Below are 11760 nucleotides of genomic sequence, written 5' to 3'. Positions count from 1 at the left end.
GGACCCTTCGATCGCTGGAGCTGCGATCGATGTCCACCCCGTGCGGCGCAGGGCGGACCCAGGCGGATCAGGCTACGGGGGTGCCGCAGCGCCGAGCAGGTGCCTGGACGGCAAGGCTTTCAGATCTGACAACACCGTAACGAGAGCCCCGCCGGGTCCGCACGGTCAGATCTTCTGGCTCAGGAGTCCGGTGTCGACGTCGTAGAGGAAGCCGCCGACCTTCACGCTCTCGGGGATCAACGGGTGCGAGCGCACCTTGTGCACGTCCTCGGCGAGGGCGCGCGCCTGGTCCTCGATCACGTGGATCGGCTGCCAGGAGGCGTCCTGCCCGGCGGACTCGGCGATGCGCGCGCGCAGCTCGGCCTCGGAGGAGGAGGCGACGGCGCACCGGGTGTGCGGCACCAGCATGATCCGGTCGACCCGGAGCAGGTGGACGCTGAGGACGAGCGCCTCGAGTGCGGCCGGGTCGGCGCGGGCGCCGGGGTTGCGGAAGATCTTCGCGTCGCCGGCCTTGAGGCCGACCATCCCGAGCGGGTCGATGCGGGAGTCCATGCAGGTCACGATCGCGAGCCCGGCATGGGCGACGCCGTCGAAGCCACCGAGGTCGAAGTCGACCGCGAAGTCGCGGTTGGCGGCCAGGAGGTCGTCGAAGTTGTCCATGGCCGCCCAGTTTATCCGCCGGTGCGCAGCACCTCGGCCGTGTCCAGCCCGCGAGTGGGCGCCCGGCGGAACAGCACGAGGGCGAGCACTGCGGCGAGCAGCGCCGCGACCGCCGCGCCCGTGAAGACGGACTGCTCCTGGACGATCGCGAGGTCGACCAGGCCCAGGTCGGGGTTCTTCTCGTGCTCGGCGTGGAGCTGGTGAAGCCCCCACGTGGTCAGCACCGAGATCCCGACCAGCATGCCGACCATCCGGGCGACCACGACCAGCGCGCTGGCGAGGCCGTGGGTGTCGTCCGCGGTGGCCGACAGGATGGCCGCGTTGACCGGCGCAAGCGCCAGCCCGAACCCGAGCCCGCCGAGGACGAGGGGGACGTTGGAGGCGAAGCCGTCGAGGCTGGTCTCGCCCCACTGCGCCATCCAGAGGAAGCCGCCGGCGGCGAGCAGCATGCCGACGGCGGTGATCACCCCCGCCGGGAGCCGGCGGATGAGGTAGCCGCCGACGATCGCTCCGACGGGCAGGGCGACGAGGAAGCGGAGCAGCACGAGCGCCGCCCCGAGCTGGGACTCGCGGTAGGTCGTCGTACGGGCGAACAGCGGGATGTCGACGAGCGCGGCGATGAGCGCCCAGCCGACGAGGAAGCTGACGACGAGCGAGCCCCAGGCCGGCACCGGCGCCAGCGTCGCGCGGGGGATGAGGGGCGCGTCGGCGCGGAACAGGTGGACGACGAACGCCGCGGCGGCGAGAGCGGCGCCGAGCAGGTACCAGCCGCCCTTCGGGTTGAACACCGCCACCTCGGGGTCGGCACTGGCGAAGGCGAGGACGACGCCGCCCAGGGCGACAGCGAGGAGGGTCGCTCCCACGAGGTCGGCGTCGACGGCCGCGCGGAGCCAGCCCCGCACGTCGACGATCGGCCGGCGCGCGAACGCGCACCGCAGCGCCAGCACCACCAACGCCCCGATCGCCACCAGGCCGATGGGCGTGATCCAGCGGCTCCCGCCGTCGGCGTACGGGATGAAGAGCTGGCCCCAAGTCAGGTCGCGCTTCAGGTCGGTCGGCTGGGCGAAGACGAGCAGACCGGCGCCGACCAGCACGACCAGCGCGAGGGCGCCCAGCAGGTCGGGCCGCCGTCCCTCAGTGGTCGCGTGGCTCGAGCCGCCAGGCGCGGACGTGTCGGGACCCGGCGAGCGCCACAGCGCCTTGACGGCGACCACGAGCAGCAGGCCGACCGCCAGGTTGATCGCGAAGATCGTGCGCCAGGAGCCGAAGGAGAGGACGAGGGCGCCGAAGAGCGGGCCGACCACGCTGCCGATCTCCTGGACGCCGGAGACGACGCCGAGCGGGAGCCCGCGCTGCTCGACCGGGTAGAGGGCGGCGACGAGCGCCATCGTGGCCGGCACCAGTCCGCCGCCGCCGGCGCCCTGGAGGAACCGGCCGATCACCATCGTGGTGAGGTCGTAGGAGGCGGCGGTCACCAGCGAGCCGACCGCGAACATCGCGAGGGACGCCGCGACCACCGGGACCTGGCCGCGCAGGTCGGCGATGCGGCCGATGAGGGGGAGCATGGCGACGTAGCCGAGCAGGAAGCCCGAGACGATCGGCGCCGCCCGCTGGAGCTCGTCGACCGGGATGCTGACGGCCGCCATCATGTCGGGCAGCGCGAGCACGACGACGTAGGTGTCGACGGCGGCGAAGGCGACCGCGGCCGCGCAGAAGCCGAGCAGCAGCCGGGACCGCCGGTCGGGTGCCCTCTCGCTCATTCGGGGGCCGTGATGTCCTTCTCGACGTCGTACTCCTGCACCTCGATGGTGTAGGTGATCGCGTCCATGCCGGAGAAGAACTCACCAGTGATCTCGGCGTCGGTGAGCCGGCCGTCGGCGTCGATCCGGTAGGTCGCGTCGAAGTCGTCGCCCTCGGCGCAGGGCAGGATGTTGCGCACGGTGTCGCCGGGCACGGTGCCGGTGAACGGAGTCAGCGTCTCGTCGTTGTCCTCGCCGCCGAGCTCGCTCTCGCCCGCCTCGAGGTTCTCGGTCGCGGTGAGGATCGGCGAGACGCCGGTCTCGGGGTCGAGCAGCTGGGCCGGGTCGGGCGCGCAGAACTCGGTCGGGTCGTACGTCTGCCAACCGAGCACCGGCACCTCGACGAAGACGTCGCCGTCGACCGACACGACGCCGATGTCGGACGCGTTGACGCCCATCACCCGGCCGGTGACCTCGCCCTCGAACGCCGCGGGCTCGGCGATGATGGTTCCCTCGGCCTCGCGGAGGTAGTCGCCGTCGTCCGGCTCGTCGTCGGTGCCGAGGCTGACCTCGACGCCGCTGGTCTCATCGAGCTTCTGTTTGGCCGCAGCCAGGATCTCCTCGGGGGAGACGTCGCCGTCGCCGTCGTCGTCGAGCTCCTTGTTCTCGGTGACCGGGTCGTCGCCGCCGGAGCAGGCGGCGACGGACACGACGGTGAGTCCACCGACGAGGACGGCCGCAGCGATGGTGCGGAGCGGGAGAGTCATGGCGTCACCCTGACACAGAGGCGGTCAACGGCCCGGCGCAGGCCGCCAGCGGCTGGCTGCCGGGCACGCCGGACCCGTCGCGGCGGCCGGTGGCCTCCGGCAGGTCGACCGGCGCCCCGCTCGCGGCTGCTCCGCGAGCCGGCGCAGGACCGGCCCAGGCGAAGACGAGCGAGTCCTCGCCCTTCAGGAACCGGTGGCAGCGGACGCCTCCGGTGGCACGGCCCTTGCTCGGGTACTCGGCGAAGTCGGTGACCTTGACGGCGCCCGGCTCGGTGCCCGGGAGCGCGGTGGACGACCCGGAGGCGGTGACGAGGACCGCGGCCGGTCCGTCGGAGGTCGAGCCCCCGGTGGTCGAGCCGGTCGAGACCGCGCCGAACCAGACGACCCGTTCGCCGGCGGCGACCCGCACGCCGGCCATGCCGCCGCCCGAGCGACCCTGCGGGCGCACGCCCGAGGCCGAGAAGTGGAGCAGCTGGGCGTCGGAGGTGACGAAGCAGAGCTCCTCCTCCCCGGTCCTGAGCTCGACGGCGCCTACGACCTCGTCCCCGTCCTTCAGGCCGATCACGTCCCACTCGTCCTTGCCGAGAACCTCGGGGTTGACCCGCTTGACCACGCCCTGCCGGGTGCCGAGGGCCAGGCCAGGCCCTTCGGTGCTGAGCGAGGTGAGGGCGAGCGGCCGCTCACCCGCGGGGAGGTCGATGAGGGCGCTCAGCGGGAGCCCGCCCTGGAGGTTGGGCTCGTTGGCGCTCGGCGGGATCGCCGGGAGGTCGAGCACGCCGACCTTGACCAGACGTCCGCCCGAGGTGAGGAGGCCGATCTCGCCGCGGGCGGTGGTGCGGACGGCGGACACGATGACGTCGTGGTTGGCGCGGTCACCGCCCGAGCCCGGGTCCTCGACCGTCGTCGACCGGGCGACCAGGCCGCTGGAGGAGAGATAGGCGAAGCACGGGTCGTCGGGCACCTCGAGGGGAGCGGCGGCCGCGGTCACCGCGGTGCCGGCGGACTCGAGGAGCACCGTCCGGCGGGGCGTTCCGAACGTCTTCGCGACCTCGGCGAGCTCCTCGCTCACCACCTTCTTGAGCAGCTCCTCGTCGGCGAGGATCGCCTCGAGCTCCTCGATCTCGCGGCGGAGCGTCTCCTGCTCCTTCTCCAGCTCGATCCGGGAGAACCGGGTCAGGCGCCGCAGCTGCATCTCGAGGATGTACTCCGCCTGTGCCTGCGAGAGATCGAAGACCGACATCAGTCGCTCCTTGGCCGCCGCCGAGTCGTCGCTGGTGCGGATCACCTGGATGACCTCGTCGATGTCGAGCAACGCGATCAGCAGGCCGTCGACGAGGTGCAGCCGGTCGGCCTTCTTGCCGAGACGGAAGCGGGAGCGTCGCCGTACGACGTCGTAGCGGTGGTCGAGGAAGACCGTCAGCAGCTCCTTGAGGCCCAACGTCCGCGGCTGGCCGTCGACCAGCGCGACGTTGTTGATGCCGAAGGTGTCCTCCATCGGCGTCAGCTTGTAGAGCTGCTCCAGCAGTGCCTCGGGGACGAAACCGTTCTTGACCTCGATGACCAGACGCAGGCCATTCTGGCGGTCGGTGAGGTCCTTGAGGTCGGCGACGCCCTGGAGCTTCTTGCCCTGGACGAGGGTCTTGATGCGCTCGACGACCTTCTCGGTGCCGATGCCGTAGGGGAGCTCGGTCACCACGATGCCCTTGCGGCGACCGACGGTCTCGACGCGGGCCGTCGCGCGCATCCGGAACGTGCCGCGACCGGTCAGGTACGCGTCGCGGATGCCGTCGAGGCCGACGATCTTGCCGCCGGTCGGCAGGTCGGGGCCGGGGATGAACCGCATCAGTCCGTCGACGTCGGTGCCCGGGTGCTTGATGAGGTGCCGCAATGCCTGGACCACCTCGACCAGGTTGTGCGGCGCCATGTTGGTCGCCATGCCGACCGCGATGCCGGTCGTGCCGTTGACGACGAGGTTGGGGATTGCCGCCGGCAGCACCGACGGCTCCATCTCGCGGCTGTCGTAGTTCGGTCGGAAGTCGACCGTGTCCTCGTCGATCGAGTCCGTCATCGCCACCGCGGCCGGCGCCATCCGGCACTCGGTGTACCGCATCGCCGCCGGCGGGTCGTCGCCACCGGGGGAGCCGAAGTTCCCGTGGCCGTCGACCATCGTCAACCGCATCGCCCACGGCTGCGCGGTGCGGACGAGGGCGTCGTAGATCGCCCCGTCGCCGTGCGGGTGCAGCCGACCCATGACCTCGCCGACGACGCGTGCGCACTTGCTGTGGCCGCGGTCGGGCCGCAGCCCCATGTCGTTCATCGTGTAGAGGATCCGGCGCTGCACCGGCTTCAACCCGTCGCGGGCGTCCGGGAGCGCCCGGGAGTAGATGACCGAGTAGGCGTACTCGAGGAACGACGACTGCATCTCGTCCCTGATGTCGGTGTCGAGGATGTGCTCCTCGAAGTCGTCCGGGAGGTCCTGCTTCGTCGTACGCCGTGCCATGGCCTCATTCTCTCCGCACCCCTCGACGGGCTGGCGGAGGGCTCGCCGCGCAGCGGTCGTCGACCTCGGTCGTCGAGTAGCCCGAGCGTCTTCGGTCGTCGGGTTGGCCGAGCGCTCTGGCGCCCCTCGGTCGTCGAGTAGCCCGAGCCGCCTTCGGTCGTCGAGTAGCCCGAGCCGCTAGGCGAGGGCGTATCGAGACGCGGTGAGATCCCTGCGGCCTTCAGGGCTGCGGGTGGTGGCGACCAAAAGGGCTTTGGACGGGAGGGGAGGGGGCGGGTGGTTGCGCGCCGCCGCCGGCTTGCGGACGTCCTTGGTGGTCGAGTAGTCCGAGCGCACCCGGTGGTCGAGTAGTCCGAGCGCTCTGGCGCGAGGACGTATCGAGACCCCGCAACCCGGGAAGCCACCGCACTTTGCGGCAATTCGTAATACGTTGCTGTTCCATGTTGAGTCGAACTGGTGTATGATAGACGCAGGATCTCTCGGGAAGGGTCTGCGATGGTCGCTCACCTCACGCCGGCACCGCACCCGATCCGTGCTGCCGCCGCGACCGCGAAGGCCGCGTTCAAGGACGTCCGCGACGTCCAGCCGGTGTTCATGTCCCCGGCCGACCAGGAAACAGCGGTCCGTGAGCTCGCCGAGCTCGAAGCGATGGTGGCCGAGGCACGGCTACGGGTGGTGGCAGCAGCCCAGGACACCGCGTCCCGTGCCGGTGCCCGTGACCTCGGCGCCTGGCTCTCCACCCTGACCCTGACCGACTTCAACCACGGCCGCGCCGACGCTTGCCTCGCCGAAGCACTCGACCGCAGGTGGTCGAAGGTCGCCGCCGGCATGGCCGATGGATCCGTCTCCGCCGACCAAGCACAGGTCGTCGTGCACGCGCTCGATGCATTGCCCAAGGACCTCGACCCCGAGCTCGTGGCCAAGGCTGAGCAGCAGCTGGTCGACTACTGCAAGGACTTCCGTCCCCGCGACCTCCGACGCCTCGGCCGGCGGATCCTGGAGATCGTCGCCCCCGACATCGCCGAGGCAGAGGAAGCCAAACGCCTCGAGGACGAAGAGCGCCGCGCGCGGGAGAAGTGCCGACTGGTGTTCAAACCGATCGGGGACGGCACCACCCGCCTGACCGGTGTCCTGCCCGACCTCGACGCCCACCGTCTGCGCACCTACCTCGACGCCTTCACCAGCCCTAGGAAGGCCGAGCATGCCGCGGGTGGGGAGGAGGACCGCATCCCCTACCCCCGCCGCCTCGGCCACGCCTTCTGCGCCCTCCATAAACCCCGGTGTTGGTACCATGCCAGCATGACCGCCACCGCCGCCGACACCCTCACCGCCCGGGAGTACCTGCGCGTCAGCCAGGACAAGTCCAAGCGTGAGCGCTCCATCGAGGAGCAGCACGCCGACAACGAGCGAGCTGCCGCTGCACGCGGCGTCACCCTCGCCGAGCCCTACCGGGACAAGCCCATGTCCGCGTCCCGCTACGGCACCAAGACCCGCGATGCATTCGCCCGGCTGCTAGACGACCTGGAGCAGGGCCGCTTCGACGCCAACGAGTTGTGGCTGTGGGAGCCCTCCCGGGGGTCGCGCAAGGTGTCGGAGTGGGCACGACTGGTCGAGGCCTGCGAGGCGGCGAGGGTGAGCATCTTCGTGACTGCGCACCGCCGTGTGTACGACCCGTCGAACGGGCGGGACCGGCGCAGCCTGTACGAGGACGCCAACGACTCCGAGTACGAGTCCTCCAAGGTCTCCGACCGGGTGATGCGGGCGGTGGCCGCCAACGCTGAGGCGGGTCTGCCGCACGGGCCGACGCCGTACGGCTACCAGCGGATCTACGACCCGGTGACGCGGCGGCTGGTCAGCCAGGAGCCGCACCCCGAGGAAGCCCCCGTGGTGCGGGAGGCCTACGACAGGTTCCTGGGCGGGGAGTCCTTGTACGCCATCGCCAAAGACTTCGAGGGCCGGGGCGTCGCCACCCGCAAGGGCAAGGTCATCACCGCCCGGCTGCTGCGCGACATACTGATGTCGCCGACGTACGCAGGCTGGCGCACACACAGGACGAGCCCGGACCAGCCGCGCTGGTGCTTGGACGGCAAGGTGCAGGGCACCTGGGAGCCGCTGGTGCCGGAGGCCACCTACCTGACGGTGCGCTCCACCTTGGAGGGCGAGTCCAGGCGCTCCACCCGCCCGGTCCACCGGGCCGGGAAGGCGCGGCACTTGCTGTCGTTCACCGCCGTCTGCGACGTGTGCGAGGGGCCGTTGGTGGTGACCTACCGTCGTGGCAGCGACCAGTACCAGTGCCATCAGGGTGGGCACGTGAGGATCGACAAGGGCGAGCTGGACGCGCTGGCCGAGGAGGTGCTGCTGGGATTCCTGTCACGCAAGGACGCCTTTCAGGGCATGGCCGCCGCCGAGACCGATGGAACCAAGCTGCGGGCCGTGCGCGCCGACCTGACGGTGGCCCGGGGAGAACTGCGTGCCCTTCGTGAAGGTGTGGCTGCCGGGCGGCTGTCGGTGGCGAACCTGGCCGTGGTCGAGCCGCGCCTGTTGCAGCGGGTGGAGGGGTTGGAAGCCGAAGAGCGCGACCTCAGCACCCCCTCGGTGCTGCGCGGCCTGTTCCAGCCGGGTCCGGGTGCCCGGGCCCGTTGGCAGGCGGCCGACCCAACGACCCGACGCCAGGTAGCCCGTCTGCTGCTCACACCCGAGCACCTGGGGCAGTTGCGGGTGGACCGTCGGCCGCCGGGCTCCGGCTCCCGGCGCATCCCGGCAAGGGACCGAGTGGCGTGGGCGAAGGCCGACTGAGGCCTACTCCCGGAGCGCGAGACGCCCCTTGACCGGACATTGCAGGAAACGGTTACATGGTCGCTGAGCGTCCAGCGCGCTCCGGACCCTGGTTCCGCCGAAGGGTGGCGGGAACGAATCGGGATGGTTGCCCGAGGTCCGTGATCCCGGTTTCGGTCGAGGAGCACGCGGCTCCCGGCGGTGAGGGTGGCCACCTGCACCGCAGAGTCAACAACTCTGCGGGAGACCAACAGTGTCCTCTTCACCCTCGGCCAACACTGGCCGCCGTTTCGAGTCGATCCCCAGCGCCGCCGAGTACCTCGGTGTCGCACCGAAGACGATCCGCCGCTGGATCGACGATGGTCGTCTGACCGGCTTCCGGGCCGGGCCCCGGATCATCGTGGTGGATCGCAACGAGATCGACGCGCTCCTCACGCCCATCCCGCCCGCCGGCCAGCAGCACGGCGGTGCGCGATGACCATCCTCCGGATCCGCCCCGGTGAGACCCGCGAGCAGTTCGCCCAGCGGGTCGCCGACGCAGCGCCGCCACCGAGCCTGGAACTGTGCGCTGTGCTGGCTCGGCTGCTGCCGCTGCCCCCCGCTGGGGGTGAGGAACGTGACTGAGACCGGACAGGTGAGCGAGACCTCCGTGCGACCGCCGCTGACGAGGGAGGACGCCGAGCGGGTCACCCAGCGGATCGCGCTGCGCCTGGAGACGATCGCGGACAACATCGACGCAGTGGTTGACCTGATCGAGCAGGCCCGCGACGGCGAGGCGCACCAGGCGCTCGGGTACGACAGTTGGCCCGCCTACGTCGCCGATCGGTTCGGTGACGCGCTGGCCCACCTGCGAGGTGCCGAGCGCCTGACCGTGGCGCTTGCGCTGTCCGCGACCGGCATGTCCACCAGGGCCATCGCCTCGGTCACCGGGGTCAGCCAGCCGACCGTCGTGCGCGACCTCCAGACCCAGGTGATTCACGATGCATCACCTGGTCGTGTGGTCGGCATCGACGGCAAGTCGTACCCGAGGCCGGACCCCACGCCGCCGATCCCCAAGCCGCGCCGCCGTCCGCTCACCGACCAGTGGCGCGCCAACCAGTGGGAGCTGCGGAAGGTGGTGGAGCGGTACGAACGCCACACCGAAGACGACCGCTTCCGGGCCAACCGGGAAGGCCTGGCGCACCACGCCGGAGAACTGGAGGAGTTCATCGAGAGGCTGGCAACCGTTCGTGACCGGCTCGCCGGGGACGGTGGCCCGTCGTGACGTGGATCAAGTTGCGCAACACCTTCGCCGAGGATGACCGTTGGCTCGACGCCGGTCACCTCGCCCTCGCTGTCCACATCGCCGCGCTCTGCTACAGCGACCAGCAACTCACCGATGGTGTGATCGGAGCGGCCCGAGTGCGACGGGTAGCGCTCACCCTCGGTGTAGCCCCGGACGATGCCGAGGTAGCCGCCAGCAAGCTGGTGCACGCAGGCTTCTGGGCCGCCACCGACGACGGCTACCAGATCGTGGATTACCTAGCCGACCAGATCAGTCGGGAGGACGCCGAGCGCACCCGGGACAGGTGGGCCGCCGACAAGCGGCGGCAGCGCCAGCACAACGCCGGGGATCACGCGCTGTGCGACCCAGAGAAGTGCCGGGGAGCCCGTACGGCTGCGAGCGGATCACCGACAAGTAAGGGCGAACTAACGTCCACCGCGGACAAGACCAAAGTCCGGCGTGGACAACGCAAGAGTCCAGCGCGGACAACGGCGGTGTCTCGACCCCTCGACCCGACCCGACCCGACCCGACCCAAAGGGAGGGGAGGGAGGGTCGGGGAAAGGGCGGCTCCGCTAAGGGTGCGCCGCCTCCTCGCTCCGCTCGGCGGCACACCCCCGCTGCGCCGCCCGCCGACGCCGACCGGCCGACAACCGAGAGCGCACCACAGTTCGCCGACCTGAAGCCAAGTGGTCCGCCGTGCCCCCACGGCACCCCGGGGGGCCTGATGAACCGGGCCGATGGCATGTTCGTCTGCGACCAGTGCCAATCCGTTGCTCCCCGGCCCCACGACCCGAAGGTGTACCAACTGGGGATGCGCCCGGGGGTGCGGGCGTACCTGGAGCAGCAGCCCATCCGATGCAGCGACCCACACCTGACGCTGGTGGCCCAGGCCATCGCCGAGCAGGTGTGCAAGCGGTCGCACACCAACACCAGCGTGCCCACCCTGCGGCTGTTCCAGGCATACGTCGTGGAGCGCCTGGAGCCCGGGCGCGTGGCCGAGGTGCTGGCCAACGGCACAACCGGCAGGGGGTGGGACACATGAGCGGCCCCATCTGGCCGCAGGTGTGGGTGATCCGGTGGCACCGGGCCGGGGGCGCGCCAGCCCATCGGTTCTATGTGCGCTCCTGGTCCGCCCACCTCCGAGCCGCCGCGCTACGCCGTGCCGGATACCAGGTGAAGGTCCACACCACCCGCGCCAAGTGGACCGAGGTGCCGCAATGAGCAGCCAGATCGACCCCAGCCGAACCGTAGACCTCGACAACGGCTGGGCAGCCAGCGTGTGCGTTGGCCCGGACGGCGGTGAAACCTGCTGGCTCTTGTCGCCCCAACCCGGTGAGCCTACCGGCTGCATCTGTGCGGACTGCGCGCCCCATGAGCAGGACGGGCCGCTGCCGTTGGGCTGGCACCGGGTCGGCAGCAGCACCTACGACTACCCGACCTGTGGTGCGCTCACAACGACCACCGGTCAGCCCTGCCGCTTCCCCGTCACCCGTCCCGGCGACCGCTGCCACCACCACCACAACAGCAACGCCCGAAGGAGAACCGCATGACCACCGAAACCGACTCCCAGCGGCTGGCCCGCAACGAGTCGAACGTGCACACCACCGGCCACCGCCTCGACAACCCCTCGTCGTACCTCCACGCCGTCGAAGCCGCTGGACTCGCCAGGACGATCAGGTGCCCGCACTGCAACGTCGTGACACACCTCGTTCCCATGGGTGGTGACGGCTGGGGTGTCGAGGAAGACCACGAGCTGCACTGCCCGCGCCACGAGGACAACAAGGACGAGGGGTAGGCCACGGCGACCCGACCCCCAGGACCCGTCCGGGGGTAGGGCGGTCACGCCACGGCGTCCGACGGCTCCGGGTCACTCTCCCGGGAGCGACCCGTACCCCCCTTAGCACCCACCCCCCATCGCGCACGCGACGCGGCTACTTGTTTCATTGACCCCAGGACCGGTGCCTGGCGAGGCTCGGTCTAGGCGTCCGGTCCGTGGCTCTCAATGCGGCTGCCCACGGCTTGTCCGTGTGGCTCTCTACTGGCATGCGCGGGCC

The 11760-nt window shown here is 70.8% G+C and carries 11 protein-coding genes; 7 read left to right on the top strand and 4 right to left on the bottom strand.

Annotated features, from left to right (window positions below):
• Positions 1-165 precede the first annotated feature (165 nt).
• From DJ010_RS20395 to DJ010_RS20380, 4 genes are read right to left on the bottom strand one after another with little or no spacing between them, the layout of a single operon-like run.
• Positions 166-660 (bottom strand): beta-class carbonic anhydrase, encoded by a 495-nt coding sequence (locus tag DJ010_RS20395; protein WP_109697270.1) that lies wholly within the window; start codon positions 658-660, stop codon positions 166-168.
• 11 nt (positions 661-671) lie between these two features.
• Positions 672-2420: an MFS transporter gene (locus DJ010_RS20390; protein ID WP_109697268.1), complete on the bottom strand. Its 1749-nt coding sequence runs from the start codon at positions 2418-2420 to the stop codon at positions 672-674.
• Positions 2417-3166, bottom strand: coding sequence for an LppX_LprAFG lipoprotein (locus DJ010_RS20385; RefSeq protein ID WP_109697267.1), 750 nt, complete (start codon positions 3164-3166; stop codon positions 2417-2419). The genes DJ010_RS20390 and DJ010_RS20385 overlap by 4 nt, the downstream gene beginning before the upstream one ends.
• Before the next feature lie 4 nt (positions 3167-3170).
• Positions 3171-5666, bottom strand: coding sequence for a DNA gyrase/topoisomerase IV subunit A (locus tag DJ010_RS20380; protein WP_109697265.1), 2496 nt, complete (start codon positions 5664-5666; stop codon positions 3171-3173).
• A 495-nt stretch (positions 5667-6161) separates the two neighbouring features.
• Between DJ010_RS20380 and DJ010_RS20375 the strand changes: the two genes are divergently transcribed.
• The 7 genes from DJ010_RS20375 to DJ010_RS20355 all read left to right on the top strand — a co-directional run bounded on the left by DJ010_RS20375 (position 6162) and on the right by DJ010_RS20355 (position 11501).
• The gene (locus DJ010_RS20375; protein WP_109697263.1) at positions 6162-8462 is read left to right on the top strand and encodes a recombinase family protein; all 2301 of its coding nucleotides are present in this window, start codon (positions 6162-6164) and stop codon (positions 8460-8462) included.
• A 232-nt stretch (positions 8463-8694) separates the two neighbouring features.
• The gene (locus DJ010_RS20370) at positions 8695-8919 is read left to right on the top strand and encodes a helix-turn-helix domain-containing protein (RefSeq protein WP_109697260.1); all 225 of its coding nucleotides are present in this window, start codon (positions 8695-8697) and stop codon (positions 8917-8919) included.
• A complete protein-coding gene (locus DJ010_RS22185) occupies positions 8916-9065 on the top strand; it encodes a hypothetical protein (protein WP_158283083.1) in 150 nt (49 codons plus the stop codon). Before DJ010_RS20370 ends, DJ010_RS22185 begins: the two co-directional genes overlap by 4 nt.
• Entirely contained in the window at positions 9058-9705 is a 648-nt protein-coding gene (locus DJ010_RS20365) for a hypothetical protein (RefSeq protein ID WP_146207413.1), read from the top strand. The genes DJ010_RS22185 and DJ010_RS20365 overlap by 8 nt, the downstream gene beginning before the upstream one ends.
• Positions 9702-10748, top strand: a complete 1047-nt coding sequence (locus DJ010_RS20360; protein ID WP_109697256.1) for a hypothetical protein — start codon at positions 9702-9704, stop codon at positions 10746-10748. Before DJ010_RS20365 ends, DJ010_RS20360 begins: the two co-directional genes overlap by 4 nt.
• Positions 10749-10923: 175 nt before the next feature.
• Positions 10924-11256, top strand: a complete 333-nt coding sequence (locus DJ010_RS21865; RefSeq protein ID WP_146207412.1) for a hypothetical protein — start codon at positions 10924-10926, stop codon at positions 11254-11256.
• The gene (locus DJ010_RS20355) at positions 11253-11501 is read left to right on the top strand and encodes a hypothetical protein (protein WP_109697254.1); all 249 of its coding nucleotides are present in this window, start codon (positions 11253-11255) and stop codon (positions 11499-11501) included. The genes DJ010_RS21865 and DJ010_RS20355 overlap by 4 nt, the downstream gene beginning before the upstream one ends.
• The last annotated feature ends 259 nt before the right edge of the window (positions 11502-11760 follow it).

It is taken from the genome of Nocardioides silvaticus (assembly GCF_003160695.1).
GTDB lineage: Bacteria > Actinomycetota > Actinomycetes > Propionibacteriales > Nocardioidaceae > Nocardioides > Nocardioides silvaticus.
The sequence above is the reverse complement of the archived record's forward strand: the minus strand, read 5'-3'. Positions and strand labels throughout refer to the sequence as shown.